14 protein-coding genes are annotated in these 17,231 nt (G+C 66.7%); 4 read left to right on the forward strand and 10 right to left on the reverse strand.

Annotated features, from left to right (window positions below):
* Positions 1–13: 13 nt before the first annotated feature.
* From D7Y61_RS19975 to D7Y61_RS19995, 5 genes are all read right to left on the reverse strand, one after another.
* Positions 14–604, reverse strand: coding sequence for a cytochrome c oxidase assembly protein (locus tag D7Y61_RS19975; protein ID WP_180868821.1), 591 nt, complete (start codon positions 602–604; stop codon positions 14–16).
* The gene (locus D7Y61_RS22815) at positions 601–756 is read right to left on the reverse strand and encodes a hypothetical protein (RefSeq protein WP_258010436.1); all 156 of its coding nucleotides are present in this window, start codon (positions 754–756) and stop codon (positions 601–603) included. The genes D7Y61_RS19975 and D7Y61_RS22815 overlap by 4 nt, the downstream gene beginning before the upstream one ends.
* A 98-nt stretch (positions 757–854) precedes the next feature.
* Positions 855–2,462, reverse strand: a complete 1,608-nt coding sequence (ctaD, locus tag D7Y61_RS19985; RefSeq protein ID WP_057497455.1) for a cytochrome c oxidase subunit I — start codon at positions 2,460–2,462, stop codon at positions 855–857.
* 62 nt (positions 2,463–2,524) lie between these two features.
* Positions 2,525–3,490 carry a cytochrome c oxidase subunit II gene (gene coxB / locus D7Y61_RS19990; protein WP_180868825.1) on the reverse strand — a complete coding sequence of 322 codons (966 nt, stop codon included), beginning with the start codon at positions 3,488–3,490 and terminating at the stop codon, positions 2,525–2,527.
* Between the two features lie 11 nt (positions 3,491–3,501).
* Positions 3,502–3,978 (reverse strand): DUF2244 domain-containing protein, encoded by a 477-nt coding sequence (locus D7Y61_RS19995; protein WP_004153894.1) that lies wholly within the window; start codon positions 3,976–3,978, stop codon positions 3,502–3,504.
* A gap of 274 nt (positions 3,979–4,252) precedes the next feature.
* Between D7Y61_RS19995 and putA the strand changes: the two genes are divergently transcribed.
* Positions 4,253–7,471 (forward strand): bifunctional proline dehydrogenase/L-glutamate gamma-semialdehyde dehydrogenase PutA, encoded by a 3,219-nt coding sequence (gene putA / locus D7Y61_RS20000; RefSeq protein ID WP_180868827.1) that lies wholly within the window; start codon positions 4,253–4,255, stop codon positions 7,469–7,471.
* Between the two features lie 116 nt (positions 7,472–7,587).
* Here the strand turns inward: putA and D7Y61_RS20005 are convergent, their stop codons facing one another.
* The 3 genes from D7Y61_RS20005 to D7Y61_RS20015 all read right to left on the reverse strand — a co-directional run bounded on the left by D7Y61_RS20005 (position 7,588) and on the right by D7Y61_RS20015 (position 10,708).
* Positions 7,588–8,661, reverse strand: a complete 1,074-nt coding sequence (locus D7Y61_RS20005) for an AAA family ATPase (RefSeq protein WP_180868829.1) — start codon at positions 8,659–8,661, stop codon at positions 7,588–7,590.
* Entirely contained in the window at positions 8,648–9,247 is a 600-nt protein-coding gene (pnuC, locus tag D7Y61_RS20010) for a nicotinamide riboside transporter PnuC (RefSeq protein ID WP_180868831.1), read from the reverse strand. The genes D7Y61_RS20005 and pnuC overlap by 14 nt, the downstream gene beginning before the upstream one ends.
* Positions 9,248–9,358: 111 nt before the next feature.
* Entirely contained in the window at positions 9,359–10,708 is a 1,350-nt protein-coding gene (locus tag D7Y61_RS20015; RefSeq protein ID WP_180868833.1) for an outer membrane protein transport protein, read from the reverse strand.
* A gap of 228 nt (positions 10,709–10,936) precedes the next feature.
* Between D7Y61_RS20015 and D7Y61_RS20020 the strand changes: the two genes are divergently transcribed.
* Complete coding sequence (locus tag D7Y61_RS20020; RefSeq protein WP_004153881.1) at positions 10,937–11,629, forward strand: rhomboid family intramembrane serine protease; 693 nt, start codon at positions 10,937–10,939, stop codon at positions 11,627–11,629.
* Between the two features lie 83 nt (positions 11,630–11,712).
* On the opposite strand, the gene D7Y61_RS20025 is transcribed toward D7Y61_RS20020, so the two are convergent.
* Complete coding sequence (locus tag D7Y61_RS20025) at positions 11,713–13,161, reverse strand: S41 family peptidase (RefSeq protein WP_180868835.1); 1,449 nt, start codon at positions 13,159–13,161, stop codon at positions 11,713–11,715.
* A gap of 108 nt (positions 13,162–13,269) precedes the next feature.
* Positions 13,270–14,571 carry a peptidoglycan DD-metalloendopeptidase family protein gene (locus tag D7Y61_RS20030; RefSeq protein ID WP_180868837.1) on the reverse strand — a complete coding sequence of 434 codons (1,302 nt, stop codon included), beginning with the start codon at positions 14,569–14,571 and terminating at the stop codon, positions 13,270–13,272.
* 95 nt (positions 14,572–14,666) lie between these two features.
* On the opposite strand from D7Y61_RS20030, the gene D7Y61_RS20035 reads away from it, so the two are divergent.
* Positions 14,667–15,329 (forward strand): hypothetical protein, encoded by a 663-nt coding sequence (locus D7Y61_RS20035; protein WP_180868838.1) that lies wholly within the window; start codon positions 14,667–14,669, stop codon positions 15,327–15,329.
* A gap of 86 nt (positions 15,330–15,415) precedes the next feature.
* Positions 15,416–17,125 carry a M28 family metallopeptidase gene (locus tag D7Y61_RS20040; RefSeq protein ID WP_180868840.1) on the forward strand — a complete coding sequence of 570 codons (1,710 nt, stop codon included), beginning with the start codon at positions 15,416–15,418 and terminating at the stop codon, positions 17,123–17,125.
* The last annotated feature ends 106 nt before the right edge of the window (positions 17,126–17,231 follow it).

The following is a 17,231-nucleotide window of genomic DNA, read 5'->3' on the forward strand; positions in this document are numbered from 1 at the left end:
GTCGGTATCCGGGTCAGGGTGCGGCGTGCGCGCCTTCCGAGGTGGCGGCCGGGGCCAGCCGATCGGACAACGCGTCGTTGCGGTAGAAGGTGTAGGACAAGGTGATCGTCTTGATTTCCGGCGGCAGGTCCGGATCGACGATGAAGCGCACCGGCATGTCGCGCTTCTCGCCTGCCTGCAGCGTCTGCGCGGTGAAACAGAAACATTCGGTCTTGCTGAAGAAGCCCGATGCGCGCGCCGGCGCAACCGAAGGCACTGCGCTGCCGACCACCGCCTGCTGGCTGTCGTTGCGGGCGAAGTACAACGCTTCGTTGAGTTCGCCTGGCACCACGTCCATGGTCAGCTGCTCGGGATGGAACGACCACGGCAGCCGCGAATTGACGCCGCCATCGAACTCCACGCGCACAGTGCGCTTGCCTGCCGCGGCGCCGGTACTGGCTTCGCTGCCGGGGCCGCGCTCCAGGCGCACACCGAACACCTTCTCGCAGGCGATGCGGTACAGCGGCACCAGCGAGAAGGTCAGCAGGAACACCGCCACCGCCACACCGATCAGGCGCGGCAGCCCGGCGCTGCGTGACGGGGTGCTGGCCGGCGCCTCGCTCATCGGCCGATCACCCCGCTGAGGATGAAACCGGCGTAGACCAGTACGGCGATGGCGCCGACCCACAGTGCGGTGCGCCTGGCGCGTTGGCGCTGCTGCTCGATGCCGTGGCTCTGGCTGTCGCTCTGGTAGAGCCGACTGTTAGTCGGCTGCACTTCACGAGTCGACTGACAGTCGACTCTACCGAAGGCTTCAGCCGAGCATGGCTCGGCTCTACACGGGGCAATCGGGGTCTCGTTATGCATGCCCCACCTCAATGCGTGATGTCGTCATGGGCCAGATCCCCCGGGCGGATGGTCGGCGGCGTGGTGAAGGTGTGCGCCGGTGCCGGTGACGGCAGCGTCCACTCCAGGCCACGCGCGCCCTCCCAGCTGCGGGCTTCGGCCTTTTCACCATTGCGCAGCGACGACAGCAGGATCGCCGCCATCATGAACGGCGTGGCGAACATGCCGAACGCACCGATCGAGCTGATCAGGTTCCAGTCGGCGAACGCCACGCTGTAATCGGGAATGCGGCGCGGCATGCCGGCCAGGCCGAGGAAGTGCTGGGGGAAGAACAGCAGGTTGACGAACACGATCGACCACCAGAAGTGCACCTTGGCCCACTTCTCGCTGTACATGCGCCCGGTCCACTTCGGCCACCAGTAGTACACCGCGGCGATCAACGCGAACACCGCACCGGTCACCAGCACGTAGTGGAAGTGGGCCACCACGAAGTAGGTGTCGTGGTACTGGAAGTCCGCTGCCACGATGGCCAGCATCAGCCCGGAGAAACCACCAATGGTGAACAGGATGACGAAGGCCACCGACCACAGCATCGGCGCCTCGAAGGTGAGCGAGCCGCGCCACATCGTGCTGACCCAGTTGAACACCTTCACGCCGGTTGGGATCGAGATCAGCATGGTGGCGAACATGAAGTAGATCTCGCCGCCCAGTGGCATGCCCACGGTGAACATGTGGTGGGCCCAGACGATGAACGACAGGAACGCGATCGCGGCAGTGGCGTACACCATCGCCTGGTAGCCGAACAGCGGCTTGCGGCTGAAGGTCGGGATGATCTCGCTGACCACGCCGAAGGCGGGCAGGATCATGATGTAGACCTCGGGGTGCCCGAAGAACCAGAAAATGTGCTGGTACATCACCGGGTCACCGCCACCGGCGGCATTGAAGAAGCTGGTGCCGAAGAACTTGTCGGTCAGCAGCATGGTGACCGCACCGGCCAGCACCGGCATCACCGCGATCAGCAGGAACGCGGTGATCAGCCAGGCCCAGCAGAAGATCGGCATCTTCAGCAGGTCGATGCCCGGCGCGCGCATGTTCAGCACGGTGGCGATGATGTTGATCGCGCCCATGATCGAGCTGATGCCGGCCACGTGGATGGCAAACACGCTGAAGGCGACGTTGTAGCCACCCTGCAGCGACAGCGGCGGGTACAGGGTCCAGCCACCGGCCGGTGCACCACCGGGCAGGAACAGGGTCAGCAGCAGCAGGCTGAAGGCGACCGGCAGCAGCCAGAACGACCAGTTGTTCATGCGCGGCAGCGCCATGTCCGGCGCGCCGATCTGCAGCGGGATCATCCAGTTGGCCAGGCCGACGAAGGCCGGCATCACGCCACCGAAGATCATCACCAGTGCATGCACGGTGGTCATCTGGTTGAAGAATTCGGGCTTGACGAACTGCAGGCCCGGCTGCGCCAGTTCGGCACGGATCACCACGCTCATCGCCGCACCGATGATGAACATGATGAAGCTGAACCCCAGGTACAGCGTGCCGATGTCCTTGTGGTTGGTCGAGAAGAACCAACGCTCGAAGAAGCTCTGGTGGTGATGGTGATCGTCGTGCCCAACTGCCGAGTGCGCCATTGCAAAACACCTCTCAGAATCGGTTGTCACCGCGGCCGCAGCAGGCGGCCACGGGCGTTACATCACGCGCCGCTGGCTGCGGTGGCAGGTGCGCTGCCGGCTTCAGCGGCGGCAGGGGCAGCCGGCGCTTCGCCCGCCGGTGCAGCCGGTGCAGTCGGTTCGGCCGGTGCCGCAGGCGTTGCCGGCGTGGCCGGTGGCGCCGGCTTGCGCTGCGCCAGCCACTGCTTGAACTCCTCCTTGGACACCGCCTCGACCACGATCGGCATGAAACCGTGGTCCTTGCCGCACAGTTCGGCGCACTGGCCGCGGTACACGCCGGGCTGCTCGATGCTGGTCCAGGCTTCATTGATGAAGCCGGGGATGGCGTCCTGCTTCCAGCCCAGCGCCGGCACCCACCAGGCGTGGATCACGTCGTCGGAGGTGATGACGAAGCGGACCTTGGTATCAACCGGCAGCACCAGGCGGTTGTCGACATCCAGCAGGTAGTGCGGATGGCTTTCGCGGGTCGGCACGACGCCACTCTGCCGCACGCGGTCGGACTCGCGGTCCAGGCGGCTGGTGAAGGTGACGTTCTCGCCAAGGTATTCGTACTTCCACATCCACTGGTAGCCGGTGACCTTCACCGTCATCTCGGCATCGCGGGTGTCGTACATCTTGATCAGGTTGGCCGTGGCCGGCCATGCCATCACGATCAGGATGATCACCGGGATGACCGTCCAGATCACCTCGGCCTTGGTGTTGTGGCTGAAGGTGGCGGCGACCGCACCCTTGGATTTGCGGAACTTGAACATGGCGTAGGCCATCGCGCCGAACACGATGACGCCGATCACCGTGCAGATGATCAGCGAGAGATTGTTCGACTCCCAGGCCAGGCGCGAGGTCTGGGTCACCCCCTTGCCCATGTTCAGCTGCCACGGTTTCGGATCGGCCGCCTGGGCCCAGGCCAACGCCGGCATCAGTCCCCCGGTCGCCAGCATCGCGGCGACCGCGTTCACGCACTTCGTGCCCCACCTGCTGCTTTGCTTCATTGCCTAGACCCTTAGCGTCGTCGGTTGCCGCCATCGCTGGCGGCGAGCAAGCTTTCAAGTGTCTCTGCGAGCGTCTGACGTTCGGCCGGCGCGAGGAAACTCCCCACCTCCACCTGCCGGCCGCTGGATGCCAGCCGGACCCTCTCGTCGTCGGTGAGCAGGCGCACCCAGTGGGGGTGGGCCCGGAACACCGGCGATCCACCGGGTACGGGGATGACCTCCACGTACGCCGGCACTACCCGGATCTCCTCCTGCCGTTCACCGCTGCGCCACAAGGCACGCAGCGCCGCCGCCAGCACCAGGCTGTACAGCAGCGCGAACAGGGGGGCGAATGCATTGCCGGCCAACCACCCGAGGGCGGACACCAGCCACATCGCACCCGACAACACGGTGAACAACAGGACGAACTGCCGGGCATCGAGCGCCCGTGGGGGACGCAGCCGCAGCTGCGTACCTGACCCATCCGGAGCTGGAAGCACCTCGATCATGTCGCAACCGCGTTCCTGCCGCGGGAAACGTCTCGATGGTAGCCCTGCCCTCTCGCCGGTAGCAAGGGTGCATTCACACTTTTTCCGATGCTGCAACACAGCATGAGGTCGGCGGCACGAATGACGAATTCAGCACAAAATTGCCCAGGTTTGCTGAACACGCCGAATCCACCATGGCTAGGGGCTATCAGCCCTTCATGAAGGTGTCTGCTGGGCACTTCCGAAGGGCGCAAAAATGATTAAAATCGCCAAGTTTTCCACTGGCCGGACCGGCATGAACGCACCCTCCTCCTCCCCTGCCGCCAGCGACGCCCCGCGTCCCGGCGCGCTGCTGTCGCCGGAACTGCCGGCGCCCCCCAACCCGTTCCGCCAGGCCATCACCGATGCCTGGTTGAAGGACGAGGCCAGCCACGTGCGCGAGCTGCTGGCGCAGGCCCGCCTGCCCGCCGAGGAACAGGCCAAGGTGCAGGCGCTGGCCGCCGACCTGGTCGGCCGCGTGCGCGTGCGCGCCAAGGACCAGGGCGCAATCGAAGCCTTCATGCGCCAGTACGATCTGGGCAGCGAGGAAGGCGTGCTGCTGATGTGCGTGGCCGAGGCGCTGCTGCGCATTCCGGACCAGGACACCACCGACAAACTGATCCGCGACAAGCTGGCCGATGCCGACTGGGAAAAGCACCTGGGCGGCAGCGACTCGGTGCTCGTCAACGCCTCCACCTGGGGCCTGATGCTGACCGGCAAGCTGGTGCAGATGAACGATGCCACCCGCGCCGATGCCCCCAGCGCGTTCAAGCGCCTGGTCGGCCGCGTCGGTGAGCCGGTGGTGCGCCTGGCCGTGCGCCAGGCGATGAAGATCATGGGCCACCAGTTCGTGATGGGCCGCACCATCAGCGAAGCGCTGTCGCGCTCGCACAAGGGCGACAACGCCAGCTACCGCTACTCGTTCGACATGCTGGGCGAAGGCGCGCTGACCATGAAGGACGCGCTGCGCTACCTGGAAGACTACCGTCGTGCGATCCACGCCATCGGCGGCGATCACAAGGCACGCGGCGGCCGTCCGGACGGCGACGTCAACAACGCGCCGGGCATCTCGATCAAGCTGTCGGCGCTGTACCCGCGTTACGAGCACGCCAAGCGCGAGCGCGTACTGAAGGATCTGGTGCCGGGCGTGCTGGAACTGGCACAGCTGGCCAAGAGCTACGGCATCGGCTGCACTGTCGACGCTGAAGAATCCGACCGCCTGGAACTGTCGCTGGACATCATCGAGCAGGTGTTCTCCGACGCATCGCTGGCCGGCTGGGATGGCTTCGGTGTGGTCGTGCAGGCCTACCAGAAGCGTACCCCGTACACGATCGACCACCTGGCCGACATGGCGCGCCGCGCCGGTCGCCGCCTGCAGGTGCGTCTGGTCAAGGGCGCCTACTGGGATGCCGAGATCAAGCGCGCGCAGATCGAAGGCTATCCGGGCTACCCGGTGTTCACCCGCAAGCAGAACACCGACGTCTCCTACCTGGCCTGCGCCAAGCGTCTGTTCACCCATGCCGATGCGATCTACCCGATGTTCGCCACGCACAACGCGCACACCATCGCCGCAGTGCGCAGCATCGCCAACGGCGGCGTATACGAGCACCAGAAGCTGCACGGCATGGGCGATGACCTGTACGCCGAAGTGGTGCCGGCCGACCGCCTGGGCCTGCCGTGCCGCGTGTATGCGCCAGTCGGTTCGCACGAAGACCTGCTGCCGTACCTGGTGCGCCGCCTGCTGGAAAACGGCGCCAACTCCAGCTTCGTCAACCGCATCACCGACGAGCGCGTGCCGATTGCCGACCTGATCCGCGATCCGGTCGAGATGGTGTCCTCGTTCGCCTCGATCCCCCACCCGAAGATCCCGCTGCCGGTTGACCTGCTGCGCAGCCAGAACCACGACAGGAAGAATTCCATGGGCGCCAACCTCGCCAACGACAACGAACTGCGCGCCCTGGCCGAGCAGATCAACGCGGCAGTGAAGCCCTGGCAGGCCGCCCCGCTGGTGCCGGGTGCCACCCCGGCCGGCGCCGCGCTGCCGGTGACCAACCCGGCCGATACCCGCGAAGTGGTCGGCCAGTGGCAGGCCGTCGATGCTGCCACCGTGCAGAAGGCGCTGGCCAATGCCGTGGCCGCGCAGCCGGCCTGGAACCGCACTCCGGCCGCCAGCCGCGCCGCCATCCTCGAGCACGCCGCCGACCAGCTGGAAGCGCGCATGCCGGAGTTCATGGCGCTGTGCGTGAAGGAAGCCGGCAAGAGCCTGCCCGACAGCATTGCCGAAGTGCGCGAAGCGGTGGACTTCCTGCGCTACTACGCCAAGCAGGCGCGCGAGCAGTTCAGCCACGCCGAGAAGCTGCCCAGCCCGACCGGTGAATCCAACGAGCTGCAGCTGCATGGCCGCGGCGTGTTCGTCTGCATCAGCCCGTGGAACTTCCCGCTGGCGATCTTCTTGGGCCAGGTGGCCGCCGCACTGGCCGCCGGCAACAGCGTCATTGCCAAGCCGGCCGAGCAGACCAACCTGATCGGCTACTACGCGGTGAAGCTGCTGCACGACGCCGGCGTGCCGGCCGAAGTGGTGCAGTACCTGCCGGGCGACGGGGCCACCGTTGGTGCCGCGCTGACCGCCGACCCGCGCGTGGCCGGCGTGGCCTTCACCGGCTCCACCGAGACCGCCCGTGCGATCAACCGCGCCATGGCCGCACGTGACGCCGCCATCGGCGTGCTGATCGCCGAGACCGGCGGCCAGAATGCCTTCATCGCCGATTCCTCGGCGCTGCCGGAACAGCTGGTCAAGGACGCGATCGGTTCGGCGTTCACCTCCGCCGGCCAGCGCTGCTCGGCCGCGCGCGTGCTGTTCGTGCAGGACGACATCGCCGACAAGGTGATGACCATGCTGGCCGGTGCGATGAAGGAACTGAAGGTCGGCAACCCGGGCCTGCTGTCCACCGACGTCGGCCCGGTGATCGATGCCGACGCGCTGAAGATCCTGCAGGACCACGCAGAGCGCATGGACCGCGAAGCACGCCTGATCGCCGCCGCCGAACTGTCCGCCGAAGCGGCCAACGGCACCTTCTTCGCACCGCGTGCGTATGAACTGAAGGATCTGGGCCAGCTGCACAAGGAAATCTTCGGGCCGGTCCTGCACGTGATCCGCTGGAAGGGCGACCAGCTGGATGCGGTGATCGACCAGATCAACGCCACCGGCTACGGCCTGACCCTGGGCGTGCATTCGCGCATCGACGAAACCGTCGACCGCATCAGCAACGGCGTCCACGTCGGCAACGTCTACGTCAACCGCAACCAGATCGGTGCGGTGGTGGGCGTGCAGCCGTTCGGCGGCCAGGGCCTGTCCGGCACCGGCCCGAAGGCCGGCGGCCCGCACTACCTGCTGCGCTTCGCCACCGAGAAGACGGTGACGGTGAACACCACCGCCGCCGGTGGCAATGCTTCGCTGCTGACCCTGGGCGACTGATCACCCGGTTGATGCATTGAACGAAAAACCCCGCGGAAGCGGGGTTTTTTGTGCTTCTTCCTGTAGAGCCGAGCCCACGCCCGGCTTTCCCGGCGTAGCCGAGCGTGGGCCCGGTTCTACAGCGGCAGGACGACACTGAACCGGCTGTCCGCACGCATGGCCAACTCGTGCTGCACCCTCGCGATGCGCGCTTCCAGGTCGCCTTCCAGCGGCACATATTCGACACCCTCGGCCTGCAACTGCGCCAGATACCACGCATGCTGCTGCGCCCGGAACGCCTCACCCACGCGCGTGCCATCCTGGTCGAACGGGATATCCGGTGCGCACAGGAACAGCAGGTCGTAGCGTCGTTGTGCCGCCTGCCGCAGCGGTTCCGGTACCGTACCGAACATCCAGCCGCTGTAGCCCAGCGTCACCAGCGGCGTGGTATCGCAGAACAGCCAGCGATGCGCGCGCCGCGCGGCCTCGTCTTCGTGCTGCGGCTGTGTCATTGCGATGTGCAGCAGATCTTCGGGCAGCAGTTCACCGCCCCGCTGCTCCCACAGCGCACGGCCATACTCCGGCACCCAGGCCGTCTGCAGGCGCTCGGCCAGCACACGCGCCAGCGTGGTCTTGCCGCTGGATTCGCCACCGATGAAGGCCACGCGCTGCACATAGCCGGCATACACCTCCGGCGCGAGTCCATGGCGATGGGCATGTGGATCGGCGCGCAGCTGCGTGCCGCAGGGCTGGTCGAGCTCACGCGCGCGCGACAAACGGTCGTGGCGCACCGGCGCGCCAAAGTGCGCCGCCAGCGCCTGCGCAAAGCCATCGCCGTAATCCTCGCCGGTGAATACCGCCTGCACCGGTCCACCCAACAGGTGCTGGCACAGCCAGGCGGTGAACGCGCGCTGCACCCACTCGCTGTCGCTGTCCTGTGGCAACACGCAGGGTGGCAGACCGTGCTTGACGCACATGGCGGCAAGCCGCGCGTCATCCAGCACCACCACCGTCGCCTGCGGGAAGCGCGCACGCAGCCAGCGCTCGCGACGTGCGGCGCTGTAGCCGGCGAAGCCCGGCTGCGACCAGCCGACCACCAGCAACTGCCGGCAGCGCGCGGCGGCGAAGTCGATCAGACGCTCATGGCCGCGGTGCAGGGGGCAGAACTTGCCCACCACCAGGCCGCGCTCGGCGCGCTCAGGCAGCGGCATCGGCCGCCGGGACCTCGGCGCGCATCAGGTTGCGCCAGTGGCGCAATGCCACCAGTGCATTGATCCAGAAGCCCACGTACAGGATCGAAGTCAGGTGCAGGCCACGGCTGTAGTACAGGGGCACCGCAACGGTGTTGACCAGCAGCCACACCCACCACGATTCCAGCTTGCGCCGCATCATCAGGATCTGCGCGATCACACTCAGCACCAGCACTGCCGAATCGATGTAGGGCGCGTAGGCGTTGGTCAAGCGGGTCAGCATCCAGCCATAGCCGAAGGTCGCCAGCACCGCCAGCGGTGCCAGCCAGGCCCAGGCACGCGCTCGCAGCGTGGTGATGGGTAGCGGCGCACCGTGATCGCCGCGCAGCCACTGCCACCAGCCCAGCACGCTGATGGCGATGAAGAAGAACTGCAGCACCATGTCCGCGTACAGGTGTGATCGCTCGAACACGGCGGCAAACAGCGTGCAGCCGACGATACCCAGCCACCAGGTGTGCACGTTGTTGCGCCCGGCCAGCAGGATCGAGCCGGCGACGGCGATGTTGGCGGCCAGCTCCAGCTGGAAGTTCGGGTCGGACAGGTTCATCGCGCTATTGTCATCGATCCGCGCGCTACGTTGGCAACCCGGTGGATTCCGGAAAAGAAAGGCCCCGCTTGCGCGGGGCCTTCCGTTTACTGCGTCAGGCCGAGGCCTGGATCAGAACTTGTACTGGAACGAAGCGGCCAGCACGTCGCCACGGACCTTGTACTTGCCCGACAGGGAGTTGCCCTGGTTGGCAGTGGTCGCACGCACGTTCACGTTCGGATCGCTGGTGAACAGGTGGGTGTAGCCAAAGTTGTACTCGGTGTTTGCCGACGGGGTCCAGCCCACGCCCAGCGACAGCCACTTGCGGCTGGTGTCCGGCACGCGGACGTCGCGGTGGGCGTCGGTGGTCGGGGTCTGGTCCAGCGCAACACCACCGCGCAGGGTGACGGTCTCGCTCAGCTTGTAGTCGGCGCCCAGCGACACGAAGGTGGTGTCACGGTAGCCGAACTCCAGCACCGAATCCGCCTGCGGCGAAGCGTAGTCGACGGTGACGCTGTCAAAGGCGGTCGACCAGGCGGTACGGGTCACGTCGCCCATCACGGTCCAGCGGTCGTTGACCTTGTGGGTCACGCTCAGGGTGGCCGAGGCCGGCATGGTCACCGTGGCCTTGCCGCTGGTGTCCATGAACCAGCCGCGGGTACGCGGCGAGTTGGTCAGCAGCGAACGGGCGCGGTCGGCGCCGCTGAAGGTCGCATCACCACCGGTGATCTTGTGCTCGACCTTGGAACGGTAGCTCAGGCCGATGTGGGTGTTCTCGTCGATCGAGAACAGGCCACCAACGGTCCAGCCCACGGCATTGTTGTCACCCTCGATCTTCAGGGTGCCATCCGCGCTGCCCGGGGCGAAGCCCGGAGCACCTGCGCCGGCCAGGATGCTGCCGTAGTCGACGGCGTTGCTCAGCTCGATGGTCAGGTGCTCGACGAACACCGACGCGCCGAAGGACACGTACGGGTTGACGTCATACGACGCGGCGAAGCCGAGGTCGATGGCCTTCAGATCGGTCTTCAGGCCGCTGTAACGACCGACCCAACCGTTGTCGTATTCGGTCTTGAAGCCGAACGGTGCGGTCAGCGACACACCGAAGTGGGCCTTCTCGCCAACCGGCATGTGGAAGTACGCGGCCGGAACCGGAGCGATCATGCCGGCGTCGCCGCCGTCACCACCGGTCTGCGGACGGCCTGCCGCATTGCGGCCCTGGCCCTTGAACTCGGCCTTGAAGCTGATGGCGCTCAGGTCACCCTGGACCAGGGTGCCATCAAGCTGGCGCATGCCGGCCGGGTTGACAGCGATGATGGAGGCGTCGCCTTCGGCGCTGCCGGAGCCGGCGAACGCGCGGCCCAGGCCCTTGGCGCTGTTTTCCTTCAGCTGGAAGGCGGCGGCATTGGCATCGGCAGCGGCCAGCGCACCGGCAACGCCGACGGCCAGCAGGGTCAGTCGGGCAATGGTGGAAGCGGTTTGCATCGTAGTTCTCTCTCTCCGGTAAGCGGTGATGGTGCTCTGAGTGCGCCTGCGCCCGGCAGGCCGTGGGGCCTTTCGGAGCGCGCCGGATTCCCCTCCCGACATACGACGCCGTATGCGAGTATTACCCAGAGCTGTTAATGAAACAATAACAGCGCAGGCGGTTTTTTCGTCTCAAAAGCTGAACAGGACAATCCCCGCCGCAAGCGGCCTCACGCTAGGCTAGTGCCCATGTTCGTCTCCCTCCCGTCGCGCAAGAAGGCGGCCCTGCGCTGGGCCACGCCCGTGCTGTTTGCGGCATTGTGGCTGGCGTTCCTGTGGTCGATCTCGCGTCCGGACGATGCCCGCGGCAGCCTCTGGCTGGATTGGGGCGCCCTGTCCACCGGCCTGACCCACCCGCTCGACTGGTGGGCGACCCTGCAGGACGGCAGCGTGCTGCGCCTGTTCACCGCCCTGTTCCTGCACGCGGACTGGTCGCACCTGCTGGGCAATCTGGTGTTCCTGCTGATCTTCGGCCTGCCCGCCGAACGGGTGCTGGGGCCGTGGCGGTTGCTGCTGCTGTTCCTGGTCGGCGGTGCGGTGTCCAACCTGGTGGCGATCTACACCATGGGCAGCCCGGACCAGATCATCATCGGTGCCAGTGGCGCGGTGTCGGCGCTGATCGGTGCCTATCTGGCCCTGTTCCCGGGGGCGCGGCTGGGCGTGGTCATTCCGCTCGGCCTGTTCCTGGAGTTCGTGCGTGCCCCGGCCTACCTGCTGATTGGTGTCTGGGCGGCGCTGCAGGTGGTGTTCGCCCATATCGGCCCCAGCTTCGGCATGGTGGCCTGGTGGGCGCACATCGGCGGCTTCGTGTTCGGTCTGCTGTACGGCGTGTATGTGCGCGCCGCGATCGCGCGCCGGCTGCGCAAGCGGCACGGCTTCTGATCCCTGATGGTGCTGGTCACTGGCCGGCTCCACGCTCGCCCGCTCGTTCGTAGCGCAGTCGAGCATGGCCCGACTCTACAGAATCAGGGCTTGGCCGGGACAGGTGCGGGCTTGGCTTCGGGCTTGGCTTCGGGCTTGGCTTCTACCTTCGCTTCCGGCTTCACCGCAGCCGATTTCGCTGCCTTGGCTGCGTCCGCCTTGGCGGCTTCTGCCTTCAGGCGGGCCGCCACCGAGCCGGGGGTCTTCAGCTCGGCCAATGCGTCACTGATCGGGCCATCGCCCGGCAGCACCGCACCGGCGTGGTAGCCCTCGGTACCTTCGTCATCGCCCCGCAGATGGCCGGGCAGGGTCGCTTCGCTGTAGTCGCTCAGGCTGGCCGGCAGTGCATCGTCCGCCGGCGTCGCGGCCGGCTTCAGTTCAACCTCCGGCACGATGCCGGTGGCCTGGATAGACTTGCCGCTGGGGGTGAAATAGCGCGCGGTGGTCAGCTTCACCGAGTCACCGTTGTCCAGCGGCAGTACGGTCTGCACCGAGCCCTTGCCGAAGGTGCGGCTGCCGATCACGCGCGCACGCTTGTTGTCGCGCAGCGCACCGGCCAGCACTTCCGATGCACTGGCCGAACCGGCATCCACCAGCACCATCACCGGCGCGCCCTTCAACAGATCGCCCGGAGTGGCGTCGAAGCGTGCATCGCTGATGCTGATTCGGCCACGGGTGCTGACGATGTTGCCCTTGTCGAGCAGGTCGTCGGCCACCTGCACGGCAGCGGTCAGCAGGCCACCCGGATTGCTGCGCAGGTCCAGCACCAGGCCCTTGAGGTTGCCGCCGGACTGCTTCTGCAGCTGCTGCACATGCTTCTGGAAGTCCGAACCGGTATCGGCCTGGAAGGTGCTCAGGCGGATGTAGCCATAGCCCGGTTCCAGCAGGCGGCTCTTCACGCTGGTCACGCGGATGGTCTGCCGGGTGAGGCTGACATCGAACGGCTTGGGCCTGCCTTCACGCACGATGGTCAGCACCACCTTGCTGCCGGCTGGGCCGCGCAGCGGTTCGCTGGCATCGATGGCGCTGATCGGCTTGCCGTCGATGGCGATGATCAGGTCGCCGGCGAGGATGCCGGCCTTGGCCGCCGGCGTGTCGTCGATGGGCGAGATCACCTTCATGCTGGCGTTGTCGGGCTGCTGCTGCAGCTCCACGCCGATGCCTTCGTAGGCGCCGCTGGCCTGCTCGTCGAAGGCCTGCGCATCTTCCTTGTTGAAATAGGTACTGTGCGGGTCGAGGTCGAGCAGCAGGCCACGCACCGCCGACTGCATCAGCTTCTTGTCATCGACCGGATCGACGTAGGCGGCTCGTACAGCGTTGTAGACAGCCACGAAGCGGCGGATGTCCTCCAGCGGCACTTTCGAGGTGACCGCCTCCTCGCTGTTCGCTGCCTGCCCGCTGGTTTCCTGGCTCGGGACGGGCGCGGTCTGCTGCGCCCAGGACAGCGCTGGCAACAGGGCCAGCAAGAGGGTGGCGGTACGGGCTGCGCGCATGGATCACTCCTGTCGACGGTGGCATCGTGCCCAAGGCACATGCACCGATTATGCGCGAAGCACAGCTAAATTCCCGTTGAATCCGCCGTGTGCCCGATGGTGCTGGATTCAGCGCCGCTGCAGCCAGCTGTCGGGATTCACCGGCTGCCCGCCACGACGCAGCTCGAAGTACAGCGCGGTGACACCCTGGCCACCGGAATTGCCGACCTTGGCCACCGCATCGCCACGGCTCACCCGCGCACCGGCATCCTTGAGCAGGGTGTCGTTGTGGGCGTACAGGCTCATGTAGCCGTTGCCGTGGTCGACGATCAGGATCATGCCGTAGCCGGTCATCCAGTCGGAGAACACCACGGTGCCATCGGCCACGGCGGTGACGGTACTGCCGGCCGGCGCACCGATCAGCACGCCACTGCTGGTACGACCATCAGGCAGCTTGCCGCCATAGCGGGCCAGCAGGTTGCCGGACAGCGGCCAGCCCAGGCCACCGACCTTCGGTGCCGGCGCCGACGCCACCGCAGGCGGGACCTTGGTCGGCGGCGGTGGTGGACGTCCCTGTGCGGCGGCTTGGCGCGCGGCGCGTTCGGCGGCCGCCTTCTCTGCCGCCGCACGCCGTGCAGCAGCACGGCGCTCGGCCTCGGCACGGGCCGCAGCAGCGCGCAGGTTGGCCAGCAGCGTTTCCAGTGCCTTGGCATCCTGGCCCAGCGCCTGTTCCTTCTCGCGCCGGTCCTTGAAGCGTTCGTCCAGCGAGGCCACAGTCTGCGCGCGGTCACGGCGGTCGGCCGCCAGCGTGGCGGCCTGCTGCTTCTGGTCGCGCTGTGCGCCCTGAAGCTTCTGCTGGCGTTCGGCAATCTGCGACTGCAGCGCTTCCAGTTCCTTCAGGTCGGCGGTCAACGTGGTGATGCGCTGTGCGCGCTCACGTTGCAGATAGCGGTGATAGGCCAGGGCACGGTTGGCATCGGCCACCGTGTCCTGCGACAGCAGCAGCTTCAGCGGAGCGTGATTGCCCAGCTGATAGGCCGCACGCAGCAGGCCCGCCAGCTCCCGGTGCTGCTGCGCCAGGTTGGACTGCAGGGTGCTGCGGCGCTGTTCGGCTTCCGCCAGGGCCCTGCCCTGCTCGCGCAGGGCGGATTCGGTCTGCGCCAGTACACGGCCACTGCGGGCCACCTTCTCGTCGGCTTCGCGCAGCTGCTGCGAGGCCTGGCCACGCTGGCCCTCGATCTGCCGGCGCTCCTGCGCCACGCCCTTCAGCTCACTGCGCAGTTTCTGCAGCTTGCGCTCGGTCTCGCGCGTGGTCTGCGCGGCACCTGGCAGCGGCAACGCCAGTGCCAAGGCCAGACCCAGCAGCAGGCAACGCCCGCCGCGGGCAGCAGCGATGTGATGTCGGCGTGATGGGAAGGCATTGTCGCGCAAGGGCTTTCCAGTGACTTCAGGCAGTTGCAGGGGTTACCGGGGAATGGTGACATCTCCGCACGCGGCCTGCCAGCCGCACATCCATCGAGGTCCCCATGAAAGCTCTCTCCATTCCGCTGCTGTTGGGCGTACTGCTGGTCACCGGGCCGGTGGCAGCACAGGAAAACATCAGCAAGGTCAACGGCAGCATCAGCGCCGAACCCGGCCAGCGCTACGGCAAGCTGGACACCGTCAACGGCGGCATCCGCGTCGGCGAAGGCGTCGAGACCGGGAGCATCGACACCGTCAACGGCGGGGTGAAGGTCGCCGATCGCGCGCGCACCGGCAAGATCGAAACGGTCAACGGCGGTGTCCGCCTGGGCCGTGAAGTGATCGCCCATGGCAACGTCAGCACCGTCAACGGCAGCATCTTCAGCGATCGCGGCAGCCAGATCGAAGGCGGCGTTGAAACCGTGAACGGTGGCATCGGGCTGGTCGAAAGCCGCGTCGGCAACGACGTGGAAACCGTCAACGGTGACATCACTGTGGGCATCGGTTCACAGGTCAAGGGCGGTGTGCACGTGCGCAAGCCGAACTTCAGCGTCTCGCTGACCGCCAGCCGCAAGCCACGCGTGATCATCGGCCCGAATGCCGTGGTCGACGGCCCGTTGCAGTTCGAGCGCGAGGTGGTGCTGTACGTGCACCGCACAGCCCGCATCGGCCCGGTCACCGGCGCCGAGCCGATCCCGTTCGACACCGAAACCGCTCCGGCGGACTGAGCACACCGCGCCCCTCGGTTCGGTGATACTCGCTGTTACCGGTCGTACACGAGGTGCGGCCGCCCTTTGTTTTCCAGGAATCGACGATGCCCCGCAAACTCCTCCTGTGCCTGGCCGCTGCGGCCGCGCTCAGTGCCTGCAAAGGCGAAGACACTCCGGCGCCCGCGCCGGCCACCGACACTGCCGCTGCCAAGCCGGCGGCTCATGCATTCTCTCCGGAGATCAATGCCGGCGACTTCGCCGAGATGGTCAAGACGCTCGCTTCGGATGAGTTCGAAGGCCGCGCTCCGGGCAGCAAGGGCGAGGAACTGACGGTCAACTACATCCGCGACCAGATGCAGCGCATCGGCCTGCAGCCGGGCAACGGTGACAGCTGGTTCCAGGATGTGCCGATGACCGAGACCACGGCCGACGAATCGACCGTGCTGAAGATCACCCAGGGCGGCAAGACCACCGAGCTGAAGTTCGGCACCGACATGGTGGTGGGTACCCGTACCGGCCAGGCCGAGGTGAAGGTGGATGCCAGCGACCTGGTGTTCGTCGGCTACGGCGTCGACGCGCCGGAGCAGAAGTGGAACGACTACGCGGGCCAGGACTGGAAGGGCAAGACGGTCGTGATGTTCGTCAACGATCCGGGCTTCCACGTCGATGACGCGAAGCTGTTCGACGGCAAGCGCATGACCTACTACGGCCGCTGGACCTACAAGTTCGAGGAGGCTGCGCGCAAGGGCGCCGCGGCCGCGCTGATCGTGCACGACACCGCCGGCGCTTCCTATGGCTGGGATGTGGTGAAGAACTCCTGGGCGGGCCCGCAGTACGACCTGCCGGCCAAGGATGACCCGGAAGCCCGCATTCCAGTGCAGGGCTGGCTGAGTGCCGACGCCGCCAAGACGCTGTTCGCCGGTGCCGGGCTGGACCTGGCGCAGGCCTACAAGGACGCCAGCAAGCGTGGCTTCAAGCCGGTGCCGCTGAAGGCCACCGCTGCGGTCGACCTGAAGAGCCAGATCGCGCAGAAGCAGTCGCGCAACGTGGTGGGCGTGCTGCCGGGCAGCAAGCGTGCCGACGAGGCCGTGCTGTACATGGCGCACTGGGATCACCTGGGCAAGCATGAAGGTGAGACCGGCGACAACATCTACAACGGTGCGGTCGACAACGCGACCGGCGTCGCCGGCATCCTCGAAGTGGCCGGAGCGATGGCCCAGCAGGAGCCGAAGCCGGAGCGCTCGGTGGTGTTCCTGGCGGTGACCCTGGAAGAATCCGGCCTGCTGGGTTCGAAGTACTACGTGGCCCATCCGACCTTCCCGCTGGACAAGATCGCCGGCGTGATCAACATCGACGCGATGTCGGTGGCCGGCCGTGCCAAGGACGTGACCGTCACCGGCTTCGGCAGCTCCGAGCTGGAGGATATCCTCAAGCCGCTGGCCGCAGCCCAGGACCGTACGCTGCACGGTGAGACCTCGGTGCAGAGTGGCTTCTACTTCCGTTCCGACCACTTCAACTTCGCCAAGGCCGGTGTGCCGGCCCTGTACGCGGATGGCGGCGAGGATCTGCGCGAGGGTGGCGTGGAAGCAGGCCGCAAGGCCGCCGCCGACTACGGCGCCAACCGTTACCACGGCCCGAAGGACGAGTTCGATGCGTCCACCTGGAAGCTGGACGGTACCGTCGAAGACCTGCAGCTGATGTACGGCGTCGGCAAGGAACTGGCCGGTGGCGATCGTTGGCCCAACTGGTACGAAGGCAACCCGTTCAAGGCGGCCCGCGATACGATGATGAAGGACAAGGCTGCGGCCAAGTAGAGTCGGGCGTTGCTCGACTGATCCGCCTGCGACGTCCCCCCGCTTTCAGTAGCGGAGCTGTTTGGAGCCCGGCTTTATCGTAGCGGTTTCACCGCCAGCTGTTGGG

The sequence above is a fragment of the Stenotrophomonas maltophilia genome (assembly GCF_013464485.1).
GTDB classification, from domain to species: Bacteria; Pseudomonadota; Gammaproteobacteria; order Xanthomonadales; family Xanthomonadaceae; genus Stenotrophomonas; species Stenotrophomonas maltophilia_AW.